Genomic DNA, 15,867 nt, shown 5'->3' on the forward strand with positions numbered 1-15,867 from the left:
GAAGAGCTGTTACTTTTAAACGCGATCCGAGCAAAGGCTTTTCTGCGCCTGTGCTTTCGATATTTAGGCGAAGCCCATTGGTATTTTTGAGCTGATCTCGTAGTGCAGGGTTTTGCCGATAGCTATCACCATCGCTTTAACTATTATCAAAACTTCCTACATCGCGTACTTTTGTTCTAACCAGATTGGGCACATTACATTACGCTGAACAAACCAACGGCCATGGCAAGGCCAATAACTGGCACTACGACGGTTAGTGCGCCAACAGCCCAGTACGCAGCCTGATGGGTTTCGTTGCAAATAGCGCGTATGGTTGTCACTACATAGCCATTATGAGGTAACGAATCTAATGCACCTGAAGATATAGATACAATTCTATGCAGCTGGTCTGGCTCAACGCCTTGGTCAAGGTAGTGGGGGGCCACCAAAGGTAAAGCAATGGCTTGTCCGCCTGATGCACTTCCTGTTAACCCGGCTATAACGCTTACTGCAATAGCGGCACCAATAAGCTCGTTACCAGGAATTTGGGTCATAAGCGCAACCGTTGTTTGAAATGCTTCGGTGTTTTTCGCAATTGAACCGAACCCTACAACAGCGGCCGTGTTACCTATGGCAATTAATGCTCCCGTCGTGCCCGCATTAATGGCTATCGGTAAACTGTGAAAATGTTTGTAATTAATAGTCAACAAGCAGAGTACGCCGCCACCTAATGCAAGAATAAGCGCCAGTTGAGCAAGCTCTTCGTGGAATAAAAATGAGATGACGAGCACCACTACCAAGGGCACAATACCGGTGAGCGGGTGGGGTAACGCTCTTTCTCGTACTTCAGGGTCGCTTGCTCTGGCTTCAAACACTTCGCCGTTATTTATGGCTTTTCTGATCATTTTAGCAAGCCACCAGTAGCCAAAACATGCCATGAATATGGCTACGACAAGACTGACTTCCCATGCAGCAAAAGGGGATGTACCCAAATATTTAATGGGGATCCAATTTTGAATTTCGGGTGAGCCCGCCGAGGTCATAGTAAATGTTACCGACCCAAACGCCATCGCTGCTGGTATAAAGCGACGGGGTAAGTTGGCATCCTTAAACAAACTAACCGCCATAGGGTAAACAGAAAACGCGACGACAAATACGCTCACACCGCCGTAGGTCAAAATAGCGCAAGCTAGCACAACAGCTAATACAGCGCGTTTGTAACCAATTTTGGTGATGATCCAGCGGGAAACAGCATCCGCAGCTCCTGTATCTTCCATGAATTTACCGAATAACGCACCAAGTAAAAACATGAAAAACCAAGAGGCGATGAAGCCCGAGAAGCCACTCATATAGGTTTGAACAAAATTTACGTCGCCAGTGAATACGCCAATATTATTGGTGATGGCAACGACAAGCGCACACAAAGGTGCAGCGATAAAGAGGTTCATTCCGCGTATTGTCAAAACAATAAGCAATAACAGACCGCCTACTAAGCCAATCATACTTAACATAGTTATAATTCCTTAAAAAATCTGTGACCGCAGATGATCCGAAACAGTTAAGTCGATTAAAAATTCGTCCGCACTGAAAAACACAAAGTGCATAAAAATCAAATGAAAAGCCTTCATAACAGACATTAAGTTTGACGTTACTTTTTCCAAAATCCCATAGTACGATGGTACTACATACTATTAACAATTAATTAACTAAAGTGTTTTTGACCGTAGGCAATACATCCGACAGTGACGTGAGCCTATTGCTCTTCGAAGTTTTGAAGTACAGCAAAGAGCAACAGGCCCTAGAACTTAGAACAACAAGGACTCACTATGTCTAAATCAACACACATTAATGACTTGGTTTCACCCTCAGCCGCAGTTAAAACGAAAGGGCTTGAAAGAGTCTCTTCTAAACACCCAGTACGCAGTTTATGTGCCCTTGCGGTGGCAAGCGTACTAAGCTCAGCACCAGTATTCGCTCAGGATAATCAAGCCAGTGCGGATGCTGAAGAGCAAAAAGGAAAGCTAGAGCGTATTGAAGTGACGGCACGAAAAACCGTAGAGTCACTACAGGAAACGCCGGTTGCTATTACATCTATTGGCGCCACTGAACTTGGCGAGAAAGGCATAAGCGTACTGACCGAAGTACAGCAGTTTTCACCCAACACTACGTTACAAACCAGTCGAGGTACCAACTCAACCTTAACGGCTTTTATTCGCGGTCTTGGTCAGCAAGATCCGCTATGGGGCTATGAGCCAGGCGTAGGTATTTACGTTGACGATGTCTATATTGCTCGCCCACAAGGGGCAGTGCTAGATTTGTTGGACGTACAGCGCATTGAAGTTTTACGCGGCCCACAGGGAACACTCTACGGTAAGAACACCATTGGCGGCGCGGTTAAATACGTCACAAAGGAGATGACGGGCGACACGCAAATGAATGTTGAAGCTACAGTAGGTAGCTATAGCCAGCGTGATATCAAAGTGACCGGCCAAATTCCACTAATTGAAGACACCGTATACCTTGGCGTTGGCTATGCCAATTTAAACCGCGACGGTTTTGGCGAGTACTTGGTAAGCGCGTTGCCAAATCAAGATAAAGAGAACTATAACAAAGATCTTTGGGCGGCCCGTGTAACTCTTGAGGTTCACCCGAGTGAAGATTTGTTTTTCCGTATCGGCTGGGATAAAACTGAAGACACATCAAATGCGAAGGGTGGTTACCGCTTACTTCCCAGCATTTTAACAGATGCACCGGTACCAGATTCAGTGTACGACTCCTATACCAGCTTACCAACGTGGAACAAAGTCGAGTTAGAAGGCTACAACTGGCTTGCCCGCTACAACGTTAATGATGATTTGGAGCTTAAATATATTGGTTCGCATCGAGAGAGCTATTCACCTACCAATATTGATTTTGACAATACGCCGCTGCCTATCTTTGATGTGCCCGCAGAGTACGACGACAGTAACGATACTCACGAGATTCAAGCGAATTATACAGGTAGCGCATTTAGCCTTGTATCAGGCCTTTATTTTTACGATGGCGAAAGCTGCGGTAATTTTGATGCAATTTTAGGTGTGTTAGGACAAGCTCTTGGCGCTACAGGCCTGACTCGCGAAGTTACGGGGTGCAATAACTCAGAGAGCTGGGCCGCTTACGCGCAAATGAACTACGACGTTACCGAAAAACTATCTCTTTCGCTTGGTGCCCGTTACACCGATGAAGAAAAGACCGCGTTCGTGAATAATGGGTTGGTCTTCGCCAATGTTTATCCTTATACCGATTGGATAGATGGCTATGTGCGCCCTGATGGACAATTAGTGCCGCAAGTACTTGGGACAGACACCGATGGCGATGACCTGTTAGATGCCCCAGCGGTAGAAAGTTGGTCTCGCTTTACTCCTCGAGTGGGCGTGGAGTATCAAATGGACCGCGATACCATGTTCTTCGCAAGTTATTCACAAGGCTTCAAATCGGGCACGTTTAACCCTCGAGCTCAAACTAACGAGCCTGGTGTTGAACCTGAAGTCGTAGACAGCTTCGAAGTTGGTGTGAAGAGCGACTTAACCGATGCACTTCGCATGAATGTCACTTTATTTTCATATGATCACAAAGATCGTCAGTATATTGGTGTAGAGGGTGATTTATCTGACCCTACCGCACTTGACCAGCGACTACGCAATGCAGCAGAAACTGCTGCAAAAGGTGCTGAGTTGGAGATGACGTGGGTAGCCACGGATAACCTTCAGTTTGACGTTGCTTATGGTTATATCGACTTTGAAATTAAAGAAAACAACGCCACGCCGCCGTTAATTGGTTTGGCTAGTACGCCAGAAAATACCTTTAACTTTAATGCCAACTACTTACTAGAAACGAGTTTTGGGGATGTTACTTTCAACGCCAACTATTACTATCGCGATGATTACCTTATCTTTGAAACTAGCGACCTTATCCAACAAGATGCCTATGGTCTGGTGAACTTAAGCGCCCGTTGGGAAAGTGTTGAAGGCGACTGGTATGCTGGATTGCACGTCAAAAACCTGACCGATGAAGAGTATCTGGTTGGCGGTTATGACTTTGTCACTCAAGACGGTGAAGGTAACTTTGGCCCGGGCCTTGGTGGCGATACCACACTTATCGGTTATTACGGTGACCCGCGTACTGTTCATCTTACGGTAGGTTATCGCTTCTAAACGATATACTTGATAAAAATTAATGCCACTTTTCACGCCTAGGCAGTTGCGCTTAGGCGTGCTCACTTTTACTAGACTCGCTTCTGTGAAAATGTTGACTAGCGGATGTGTAGATCAGTGAAGAGTGTCATGTAGATTATTGCACCAATAACATTACCTTTTTTAACCGGCGTGTTAGTATGTTAATTAACAAAGTGGTTACAAGTTGATAGCATTATGTCCGTGAAAATTTTGATTGCTGACGATCATCCTCTGTTCAGGGCCGCGATGTGCCACGCGTTAACTAGTGTGGGACATATTGAGCTTGTAGAGACGTCCACATTCCCCGATACGCTTACTTACCTTGAGTCAAATGACGACATCGATCTACTTTTCTTAGATCTCACCATGCCCGGCAATGAAGGGTTGAATGGCCTTGCGGAAGTACATGCGCGCTACCCTGATGTTCTTGTTGTTGTGGTTACTGCGCAAGAAGAGCCTGATGTGATGGCAAAGTCGTTTGCGTTAGGCGCAAGTGGGTTTGTTCCTAAATCTGCCTCAGTAGACTGTATCATTGAAGCGGTAGATACGGTGTTAGATGGTGAAACTTGGATCCCGTCTTCAGTCCACATGGCATCGACCAAGATGCATAATTCCTCTGCATCGAACATGAAGGGTCTTTGTGATGAAGATGATTTCACAAACCGATTAAAACAACTTACGCCACACCAACTTAAAGTGCTGCGTATGGTTTCAGATGGCTTGCTCAATAAACAGATAGCTTTCGAACTGGCTATTTCAGAATCTACTGTTAAACAGCATGTTTCTGCCGTACTAAGAAAGCTTGGTGTCATCAACAGAACCAAGGCTGGCATAGCGTTCAAAAATGCTATGCACTTAAGTTAGAGCTGACCTGCAAAACGTAAAAAACAAAACGCAAAACGCAAAACGGCACCGGTATACCCATCGCACAAATTACTACTAACGGCGTTTCACTATGGCTTCGAATAGATACGGGAAATGCTGGTACAATTTTAATTGCCGACGTGCTGCTTGAAAAAGTATAGGGGCAAGCCCCTCGTTTGGTGGCAATAGTTCAGACGTAGGCGAATTCGCCATATCAGATGAAGGTAAAGTTTGGTCGCTTTGAGATTAGTAACGTTAAAATGAGCTTTCGCGCAGAAGAGCAAACTACTCACCCTCTGCCATAATCATTCTGTGCTAGTCGGGCTTCAGTGATGGCGAGCTAACGATTGCTTGAGTAGTCGTTTTAGTGCCGCTGGTTTTAACGGTTTAGGCAAGTAGCTAAATTGATGTGCTGCCGCTTCTTCTCTCACTTCATTGCTACGATTGGCGGTGACCAGTACTTTCAACATAAAGCATACGTTTTCATTAGAAAGTTTTTTCGCAACGTCAAAACCGGTTTCTCCATAGTCTAGGTGGTAATCAGCAATGAGTACGTCAAAGCGCTGGTGCGAGACAGTCGATGCCTCGGCTGCACTTGTTATCAACGTTGTGTCTGCTCCCCAATCTCGAAGAAGGGCACACATTGCATTTGCCACTTGCTCATCGTTTTCTACCAGTAGAATGCGCGTTTCTCTCAAAAACATCTTGGCGTTGTTTTGTGCTAAAGTATCTGCGTTATGAGGGTTAGCAGTATGTTCAGCTTGGGCAACACTTTTAAGCCCAACATTTAAGTCCTTAGCACTACAATTTATGAAGCTTTTACTAAGTTGGGTTATGCGTGTTGCTGTAATGCTAAAACAGCTTCCTTTTCCCAGTAATGAAGTAAGTTCCACTTTATGGTCGAGCAATCGACAAATCTTATCTACGATGGTGAGACCTAATCCAATCCCTTCACCTTTGTTGTTGCTTTCAAGCTGGTGAAATTCACTAAAAATTTCATGCTGTTGATGAAGAGCTATTCCTGAACCCGTGTCGTAAACGCACAGTTTTATCGTACGCTCGGTATTTTGAAGTTTTAATCGTCTTACTCCAACTAATACCCTACCTTTAGTGGTGTAACGAACCGCATTAGACAATAAGTTTTGCAACACACGTCGCAACAAATTTTTATCTGAATACACTATTACATCGGTTTTTACATAACTAAGCTCAACGCCCTTATGCTTTGCAATAACACTAAACTCTTGTACTAATGAAGACAAAATATCGTCGATTGGAAATGCAGCTTTTTGAGGTGTGAGTACGCCAGCGTCTAACTTCGTCATATCAAGCAACATTGAAAGTAAACTTTGTGCGTTATCTAATGAATTAACTACGCCTTCCGACAGCGTTGATAGTTCACTACCTTGCGTTTTTTTGCTCAGCATACTGGCGAACAATGTGGCAGCGTTAAAGGGTTGCATGAGGTCGTGTCCCGCTGCTGCTAAGAACTTGGTTTTACTTTCGTTAGCTTTATCCGCTTGGTATTTTGCTTCTTCTAACTCAGCAGTACGCTTAGCAACCCTTTCCTCCAAATCTTCTTTTGCACTTTCTAGTTCTTTTTGAATGGCTATGTATTCGGTGATGTCACTATAAGTGGTTACATAGCCGCCGCCTGGCAGCGGCGCCCCGTTTAACTCTATGACTTTTCCATCAGGCTGCTTGCGAATATGTTTATAGCGCGTACCTTCGAGCATGTAGCTCACTCGTTTATCAATAGAGGAGGGGCTAAAAAGCCCTCGCTGTGCATTATAATTGAGTATGTCAGCTATCGGCATTCCAGCTTTTAAGAATCCTTTCGGGTAGGCGAATAGCTCTACATATCTGTCATTCCATGCCAGCAACTGTAGTTTGTCGTCGAGTACGCTAATGCCTTGTTCAATATTTTGTACCGAAGACTGAAGTACCTCGTGGTTGAATTGAAATGACTGAGATGCTTCTTCTACCCAGTCAACTAATTCTGGCAAAGTCTCGCTGCCGGTATCTGCTATGGCGCCTAGTAGTATTCGGGCGCTAGGGGCACCCACTTGTGCACTAAGTAATTTATTTACTCGGTCGATAAGTGCCTGACTGGCGTAACCACTGCTGGATGCGCGATCAACATCAATTGAAAGTTGCTTTACAAGTTGTGAATGCGTAGCGCTTTCAAGTACTCGTTCTGTTAGGGCCATCAAGTCACGCACTTTAACAAGTAAATGAGGGCCTAGGTTAATTTGAAGTGCTGCAGCATCTTGTTTCGCGTCGTGTCGCGATGAAATGAACGCGACAATAACAAATGTAAAGCAGTTAGCTAATAATGAATAGGCGAAACCTAGACCTAGCTCCTCATCAGTGGGAGCCGGATTGAAATAGTAGCTCGACAATAAACTTGGGTAGAGCAGAAATATCGTCCAACAAATAAAGCCTGCTAGTAACGCGGAAATAGCAGCTGCCTTGCTGCTGCGCTGCCAATAAATACCAAACATAAGTGCAGGCATGCACTGCCCCAACAAAGCAATAGCGATAACCCCACTTTTAACCAAAGGTGCAGCTTGGCTTATATTTAAGTGGTACCACAGTGCAATGCTAAGTACCACTAACACAGTAAGCCGCCGAATAGAAAGAATTTTACTTGGCTCCATAGAACGAGTAGGTGATGTTTTTAAGCGTGCCTTTAACCAAAAGGGCGTAATCACGTTATTTGAGATCATGATCCCTAACGCTAGCGTGGCTACAATTACCATGCTGGTGGTTGCAGAAAGGCCACCGATAAAGGCAAAAGCCGACAGAGCGATATTGTCAGCATATAAGGGAAGTGCAAGTACATAGGCATCTGAGCTTGTTGTTGCTGGCAGCAGCATTTTACCGGCAAGCGCAATGGGGATTAGAAAAAGAGTCATACCAAATAGATACAGTGGAAATAACCACCTTGCGGTTTTAAGTTCACTTTCACCGTTTTGTTCGACAAAATTCATATGAAACTGTCTTGGTAAAACAAACATAGAGCAAACGCCCAGAGCAACATGTGATACATAAACCCAAGGTGCGCTATCAGCATAAATGACTTCTCGGGCACTGGAATTTGAAGCGGCGTTTGACACCAAATCCAAGACGCCATCGAATAAAAAGAAGCAAACAAAAACGCCTACACCGCATAAAGCGACTAACTTTATTATCGATTCAAAAGCTATGGTAAGCAGCAAACCGGGGTGCTTATCAGTTAAATTTAGCGTGCGAGTGCCGAAGGTTATAGCAAAGATGGCGAGCAAACTGGCTACGTAAATACTTAGCCAAGGTGTGGTGGTTTGGGGTTCACCAGTGAGTAAATTAATAGATTTTGTAATAGCGTCTAGCTGAAGTGCTATATAGGGAACAACACCAAAAAAACACAGCAAAGTGATAAGAGCGGCAATTAAATGAGAGTGCTGGTACTTCAGTGATATAAGGTCCGCCAGCGAGCTAATGTTGTGTTGCTGGCATAGCCTACTTATATGAAGAATTACGGGAAAGGCGAATGCCATGGTCAACATAATACCCAAGTACGTAGGGATAACTGCCCAGCCGTATTGTGCCGCTTGCGATGTAGTGCCGAAAAACGCCCAAGAGGTACAGTGCACACCTAAACCAAGGCTATAGAGAACAGGGTGCTGCCGATTATCGCGTAGACGCTTGTCGCCCCAAAATGCTAAAGCGAAAAGCGCGAGAAGGTAGAAACCGACGATAGTTCCCACCGTCCATATACTTAGCATAGGAAGTCCATATAATAGATAGTCCGTGCAGTTGAACGCATAAAACAGTGCTCGCCAAAGCTATTTTCTTTCTCTATTTACATTAACATGGTTTTCAAATGCGGCACATCTTCTATGATGGGCATTAGGATTAGCAACCGTTTCAATGTTTGCATGCCCCGTAATATCTGTTACTGTTGCTCATGCAAAAAGGTGTCTTTATTGAGCGGTAGGACATTAGCTAAAAATGTTTATGGCCAACGCGTCAAACAATAAAAAGGAATTTCTATGAATAAACGTTCAGTAAACACAAGCTTCTTTCGCATTACACTTCTCATTACCGCTATTTTGTCTGCATCAGCGGGAGCCATACCTAATCAACCCGAGTGCGTAGACGAAGATTGCTCTCTTGCTAAATTGAATACGCTTCGCGCGTTAGCATCCAGAGGTCATGAGCAAACTAGCTTTTCTCTTGGCCATATCTTTATGAACCCAGAATCTGGCGTTAAGACAGATTTAGAGAACGCTTTCTTTTACTTTAGTAAATCTGCTAAACAAGGCTTTCTACCTGCATATCGACAAACTGCCGGTATGTTGGCGCAAGGTATCGGCACAGAAAAGGATTTAAGCGAAGCTAAGCGGCTAATGAAAAAGGCAGCCGATAAGGGCGTAAACAGAACGGCGGAAGAATACGCTGTATTGGTTTTTTCTGATAAAGCATCGACGCAAAAAGAGAAAGACAATGCAGTCATATATTTAGAAGCGGAAGTTGAAGAGGGAATGAGTTACCTTGCCAACTATTTGCTGGCGATCCTTCACATCACTGGAGAGTTTGTAGAAAAAGACATGGGGAGAGCGAAGTCATTATTAGCATTTCCAGCGTCAGGTAAATACGCCAATTCTGTAGAGCTACTACAACAGTTAAATGGGCAACCCGTTGTTGAACACATTAGTGATGATTCTCAGCGCAACGCCGGCCTTAGTAGCGATATTGAAACCATCACCGTTACTGGAATTAGTACCAATATGGTTGATCTTCATGCTTTGATGTTAAGTGAACTGAGACGAAACCACGGACAAACGGGAAGCCGAATAAAAGGCAACGGTTGCAAAGCAGATGAACCTACCTGCGTGATAATGGACAGTGGCTCTATCCGCAGCAAAACGTTTTGGACTACTGGCGCTAGGTAGGTCGCATTGACTATCGAACGTAGTTGTCTGTTACGTTTATACAATCCTGATGTGCAGGTACGAAAAAGTTTATATTAATCGTGTCTTCTATGGAGTGATATTCGTGAGGTACGTTCGCTGGAAAGATAATGCTGTCACCCGATTTCATTAGTGGTTTTTCAAGTACTGAGGTTGCAGAAATAGAGACTAGCAAGCTAAAAAAATAAAAGGCTTGTAAGACCAAGCGCTTTTTTCATAATTTACTTACGTGAATTTAGCTGTTAGTAGGAGTGAGGAGCTGATTGCTCCTCCCGGGATGAATAGGGTGAATAGGTTTTATTCTCTATCCGTATTTACTGTTGAAGGCGGAAGCGATAAAGCACATAGGGTGGTTTAGCACTACCTAGCCCTTGGCTGAAAGCTGGGTGCTGGTGCAGTTGGTCTTGGGTGACGTAAACATAACCATTGCTTGTTGCGAGGCTATCAGGCCAAGAAAGTCGCTTGTCTTGGATAAGCGTTTCATACTTACCTTTAGACGTTAACCCTACCGCGTTGTTTTCTAAATCAGTGGCCAATACACCGCCTCCAGGCGCCAGTGTAATGCCGTCACTAGGGTTTTTCGGGCCGAACACCTGGATAGATTTCTCTAGTTCAAGGTCTGACAACGACGCGTCGTCGATAACGGATGTTGATATTTGATAGATTTTGGTGCCGGTGAATGCGCCAAAATAAAGTGTGTCAGAATCAGGATTTAACGCTATTGGGTTCAAACCAAATTTGAGCGGATTGGGTTTGCCCCCTTCGGTTTTAGATGCAAGTAGCGATGCTTCGATCACAAGCTCTCTATCTTCAGGCATAAGATAAGCGCTACCTTCTAACACACGCTTAGATTGGCCAGTCGTTGTGTCGACAAAGATGATTGCAGGCTTTGTTGCACCAGCAAAGTTGCCAAATGTCATGTCTGCGATATAAATTCTGTTGTGCTTTTCATCTATAGCAAAGTCTTGAACAAACGAGTTTGCTTTAAGTGCTTTGCTATCAAGTTCAATGATTTTCACCAGCGTATTTTCATTGCTATCCCACGCAACGAGTTTGGCTGGTGAGGTTTCACTTCCCATGTCTAACATCCATACAATGCCTTTACTATCGCTGTGTATACCATTAACGGCACTAACACCCACATCGCCTAATTCAGGACCATCTGCCCAATCTAAATTAGGGAAAGGTTGTTTAGTACCATTGGCCATTACCTCAACAACCTTTAGCTTTGGGTTATCAAGCGGGTGCATGCTAACAAGCAATCGGCCAGACGGAGTAATTGTAATACCTGCACCTCTCGCGTTTTCAAATGTGGTGACTGGCTCTAAGAGCCCTACTTCAGTAGAAGCGAAAGCGCCGCTGCTTAACATGCTAAGTCCAACAGTTGTAGCGATAACAAGTTGCTTTAATTTGATCATCTCTTTTCTCCAAATTTCGGTACAAGGTTAAAAGCTGGTACAGCGTTAATGTGACTGATAGGAGAAGTGTAGAGATTTTATTTGCAAACGGTTACAGGCTTATTTTTGAATCTTTATCAAATGTATTTTGATAATCGGGAATTAAGTAAGAACATTCATGAGGCGTTGGCTTGCTAAGTCGATTCTGAGCATAAGAAAATTAAAAACCGAAACCTAGTTTTCTCAGATTTTTAAAAATCATCCACAAATTTATTGTGGATACCCTTGATCACCTTAAAACTAGCCCCATAACTAAGCGCAACGAAGTAATTCCCAGTAATTTGAGTGTTATTGGGCATCGCCTAATTTAGAAAACGTTTGGAGGTAGGCATGAGCGACAATCGCGACGTGCAGGCAGATCAAGAAAATACAGTGGATGAAACTGTAGTTAACACTGAAGACGCGCAGGTAGAAGCGTCAGAAGTAGAAGGTGTAGAGCTAGACGAAAATGCGCAGCGCATTTATGAACTAGAAACTGCACTTTCTGAAGCTCAAGCAACCATTAAAGAGCAGCAAGACGGTGTGCTTCGCGCACGTGCAGACGCAGACAACGCTCGTCGTCGTGCTGAAGGTGAAGTAGAAAAGGCACGTAAGTTTGCTCTTGAACGTTTTGCTGGCGAGTTGCTTCCGGTTATCGACAACTTAGAACGTGCCATTGAAATGACCGATGGCGAAAATGAGGCTGTTAAGCCGCTTTTAGAAGGTGTGGAAATGACCCACAAAACTTTCTTAAGCACTATTGAGAAATTCGGATTAAGCCTTATTGATCCGCAGGGCGAAACCTTTAACCCTGATTTGCATCAAGCAATGTCGATGCAAGAAAGTGCAGACCACGAGCCAAATACGGTAATGGCGGTTATGCAGAAAGGTTATCAAATTAACGGCCGTTTGTTACGCCCTGCCATGGTTATGGTATCGCGTGCACCAAGCGGCGGTGTGGATACGCAAGCTTAATACGCTTTTTTGCGACAAAAGCACCAAAATGTCAGTTTTTTTACTGGCATCTATTGAAAAGGCGGGGAAATAACCCCACTAAAAGTACAGCATTAAGAAAATCATTCGGAGACACGAAATGGGTAGAATCATTGGTATCGACTTAGGTACAACGAATTCATGTGTCGCAGTTCTAGACGGCGACAAACCTCGCGTAATTGAAAACGCGGAAGGCGATCGTACAACACCTTCAATCATCGCTTACACAAACGATGGTGAAACGCTTGTAGGTCAATCAGCGAAGCGTCAAGCGGTAACTAACCCGACCAATACATTATTCGCAATTAAGCGTTTAATCGGTCGTCGCTTTCAAGATAAAGAAGTGCAGCGCGACATCGACATCATGCCTTTCAAAATTGTAGGTGCTGATAACGGTGATGCGTGGGTAGAAGCGAAAGGCGAAAAAATGGCGCCACCGCAGATTTCTGCTGAAGTACTTAAGAAAATGAAGAAAACCGCTGAAGATTATCTTGGCGAAGAAGTAACTGGCGCAGTTATCACTGTTCCTGCTTACTTTAACGACTCACAGCGTCAGGCAACGAAAGACGCTGGTCGTATCGCAGGTCTTGAAGTTAAGCGTATCATCAACGAGCCTACTGCTGCTGCTCTTGCTTACGGCATGGACAAGAAGCAAGGCGATAACGTTGTTGCAGTATACGATTTAGGTGGTGGTACATTCGATATCTCTATCATTGAAATTGATGAAGTAGATGGCGAGCACACGTTTGAAGTACTAGCGACTAACGGTGACACACACCTTGGTGGTGAAGACTTCGATAACCGTGTTATCAACTATCTTGTTGAAGAATTCAAGAAAGACCAAGGCATTGACCTTCGTAAAGATCCGCTTGCTATGCAGCGTCTTAAAGAAGCCGGTGAAAAAGCGAAAATTGAGCTTTCTTCTTCTCAACAGACAGAAGTTAATCTGCCTTACATCACGGCTGATGCATCAGGTCCTAAGCACTTAGCCATTAAGCTTACTCGTGCAAAACTTGAGTCTTTGGTTGAAGACCTAGTAAAAAACTCGCTTAACCCGCTTAAGCAAGCACTAGCTGATTCAGACCTATCTGTAGGCGACATCAACGACATCATCCTTGTTGGTGGTCAAACGCGTATGCCGCTAGTACAGAAGTATGTAACTGAGTTCTTCGGCAAAGAGCCACGTAAAGATGTTAACCCTGATGAAGCTGTAGCAGTAGGTGCGGCAATTCAAGGCGGTGTACTTTCTGGTGACGTTAAAGACGTACTACTTCTAGACGTTACGCCTCTGTCTCTAGGTATCGAGACAATGGGTGGTGTAATGACTGCGCTTATCGAGAAGAACACGACTATTCCTACTAAGAAGTCGCAAACCTTCTCGACAGCAGAAGACAACCAGTCTGCTGTAACGGTACACGTACTGCAAGGTGAGCGTAAGCAATCAAGTGGCAACAAGTCTCTTGGTCAGTTCAACCTAGAAGGTATTCGTCCAGCAGCGCGCGGTGTACCGCAAATCGAAGTAACCTTTGACCTAGATGCTGACGGTATCCTACATGTGTCTGCGAAAGATAAAGACACAGGTAAAGAGCAGAAGATCACTATCAAAGCTTCTTCGGGTCTAAGCGATGAAGAAGTAGAAAAAATGGTAGCAGACGCAGAAGCGAACAAAGAAGCTGATGCGAAGTTTGAAGAGCTAATTCAAGCGCGTAACCAAGCAGATGGTATGATCCACGCTACACGTAAGCAGCTTGAAGAAGTTGGCGATGCACTAAGTGCAGAAGACAAAGCGCCAATTGAAGAAGCCCTTACTGCGCTAGAAACAGCGTCTAAAGGCGAAGACAAAGCAGAAATCGAAGCGAAAACGCAAGAACTTATTCAAGCGTCTAGCAAGCTGATGGAAGCGGCGCAAGCTCAACAAGCAGCTGCTGGTGGCGCAGAAGGCGCTGAGCAGGAAGCTTCTTCTGGTCAAGCAAACGATGATGTTGTTGACGCAGAATTTGAAGAAGTGAAAGAAGACGACAAGAAGTAAACTGTTGTGTCAGGCCCGTTAATTCAAAAGTTACGGGCCGTTTAAGCAGTTCAGGCGCATCAGGAATTTCTTGTTGCGCCTTTGTTGTGTAAATAACTTGGTGCAAATAGCTTGGTGTAAATAGTCTGGCGCTATTGAGAACCAATCAGGTTATTTTCACAACAGTCAGATGTAGATTCGACAAGCATTACATGCTTGTCGACAAAAAAGTAGGATATGTAAACGATATGTCGAAACGAGACTACTACGAAGTACTCGGGGTAGATAAAAGCGCGGGCGAACGTGAAATTAAAAAAGCGTACAAAAAGCTTGCGATGAAGTATCACCCTGACCGTACGCAAGGCGATAAAAGCCTGGAAGATAAGTTTAAAGAAATCCAGGAAGCCTACGAAATTCTGTCAGATTCGCAGAAGCGTGCTGCATACGACCAATACGGCCACGCAGGTGTTGATCCAAACCGTGGTGGTGGCGGCTTCGGTGGTGGTGCCGACTTCGGCGATATCTTTGGCGATGTTTTTGGTGACATCTTTGGCGGCGGTGGTCGCGGTGGGCGTCAGTCGCGTGCTCGTCAAGGTTCAGACCTTCGTTACAACTTAGAGCTTAGTCTAGAAGAAGCGGTTCGCGGTAAGAGCGTTGATATTCGTGTCCCTACGCTGGTTGAATGTGAAGTGTGCGACGGCTCTGGTGCGAAAAAAGGTTCCTCACCTAAAACCTGTCCAACCTGTCACGGCAACGGTCAAGTTCAGATGCGCCAAGGTTTCTTTGCCGTACAGCAGACCTGTCCGACATGTTCAGGCAAGGGCAAAATTATTGAAGATCCTTGCAACAGCTGTCATGGCCATGGTCGTAAAGAGAAGACCAAGACCCTTAACGTTAAGATTCCTGCAGGCGTAGACACAGGAGACCGTATTCGTCTCTCTGGTGAAGGTGAAGCGGGCGAGAACGGTGCACCAGCAGGTGACTTGTACGTTCAAGTACACGTTCGTGAACACGACATTTTCCAACGCGATGGCAACAACCTGTACTGCGAAGTACCGCTTAGCTTTACAACAGCAGCGCTTGGTGGCGAACTTGAAGTCCCTACCTTGGACGGCAAGGTTAAGCTGAAAATTAGTGCTGAAACGCAGACTGGCCGTATGTTCCGCTTACGTGGTAAAGGCGTTAAGTCTGTTCGAAGCGGAGCTATGGGCGACTTGATGTGTAAGGTTGTGGTTGAAACACCAGTTAACCTTTCATCACGTCAAAAAGAGCTTCTGCAAGAGCTTGAAGAGTCGATGGGCAAAGCGTCAAGCAAGCACAGCCCGAAGGCACAAGGCTTCTTCGATGGCGTGAAGAAATTCTTTGACGACTTAACTAACTAGTCTTTTTTAATTCGTTAAATATACAAAAGCCCTCGT

The 15,867-nt window shown here is 44.8% G+C and carries 9 protein-coding genes; 6 read left to right on the top strand and 3 right to left on the bottom strand.

Features of this window, described 5'->3' with window-relative positions:
* Positions 1-194: 194 nt before the first annotated feature.
* The gene (locus KL866_RS03785; protein WP_025254723.1) at positions 195-1,490 is read right to left on the bottom strand and encodes a GntP family permease; all 1,296 of its coding nucleotides are present in this window, start codon (positions 1,488-1,490) and stop codon (positions 195-197) included.
* Positions 1,491-1,805: 315 nt separating this feature from the next.
* Here KL866_RS03785 and KL866_RS03790 point away from each other — a divergent pair, with 315 nt between their 5' ends.
* Positions 1,806-4,172, top strand: a complete 2,367-nt coding sequence (locus KL866_RS03790; protein WP_025254724.1) for a TonB-dependent receptor — start codon at positions 1,806-1,808, stop codon at positions 4,170-4,172.
* A gap of 216 nt (positions 4,173-4,388) precedes the next feature.
* Positions 4,389-5,057 (top strand): response regulator, encoded by a 669-nt coding sequence (locus tag KL866_RS03795; RefSeq protein ID WP_025254725.1) that lies wholly within the window; start codon positions 4,389-4,391, stop codon positions 5,055-5,057.
* 326 nt (positions 5,058-5,383) lie between these two features.
* Here KL866_RS03795 and KL866_RS03800 read toward each other — a convergent pair whose 3' ends face one another.
* On the bottom strand, positions 5,384-8,824 hold the full coding sequence (locus KL866_RS03800) for a sodium:solute symporter family transporter (RefSeq protein WP_025254726.1): 3,441 nt from the start codon (positions 8,822-8,824) through the stop codon (positions 5,384-5,386).
* Positions 8,825-9,091: 267 nt separating this feature from the next.
* On the opposite strand from KL866_RS03800, the gene KL866_RS03805 reads away from it, so the two are divergent.
* Complete coding sequence (locus KL866_RS03805) at positions 9,092-9,994, top strand: tetratricopeptide repeat protein (protein WP_025254727.1); 903 nt, start codon at positions 9,092-9,094, stop codon at positions 9,992-9,994.
* A gap of 332 nt (positions 9,995-10,326) precedes the next feature.
* Here the strand turns inward: KL866_RS03805 and KL866_RS03810 are convergent, their stop codons facing one another.
* On the bottom strand, positions 10,327-11,430 hold the full coding sequence (locus tag KL866_RS03810; protein ID WP_025254728.1) for an L-dopachrome tautomerase-related protein: 1,104 nt from the start codon (positions 11,428-11,430) through the stop codon (positions 10,327-10,329).
* Between the two features lie 369 nt (positions 11,431-11,799).
* Between KL866_RS03810 and grpE the strand changes: the two genes are divergently transcribed.
* From grpE to dnaJ, 3 genes are all read left to right on the top strand, one after another.
* Positions 11,800-12,423, top strand: a complete 624-nt coding sequence (gene grpE / locus KL866_RS03815; protein WP_025254729.1) for a nucleotide exchange factor GrpE — start codon at positions 11,800-11,802, stop codon at positions 12,421-12,423.
* A gap of 118 nt (positions 12,424-12,541) precedes the next feature.
* Entirely contained in the window at positions 12,542-14,470 is a 1,929-nt protein-coding gene (dnaK, locus tag KL866_RS03820) for a molecular chaperone DnaK (protein ID WP_025254730.1), read from the top strand.
* Between the two features lie 227 nt (positions 14,471-14,697).
* Positions 14,698-15,831 carry a molecular chaperone DnaJ gene (gene dnaJ, locus KL866_RS03825; protein WP_025254731.1) on the top strand — a complete coding sequence of 378 codons (1,134 nt, stop codon included), beginning with the start codon at positions 14,698-14,700 and terminating at the stop codon, positions 15,829-15,831.
* Positions 15,832-15,867 lie beyond the last annotated feature (36 nt).

Source organism: Alteromonas sp. ALT199, assembly GCF_018619335.1.
Lineage (GTDB): Bacteria > Pseudomonadota > Gammaproteobacteria > Enterobacterales > Alteromonadaceae > Alteromonas.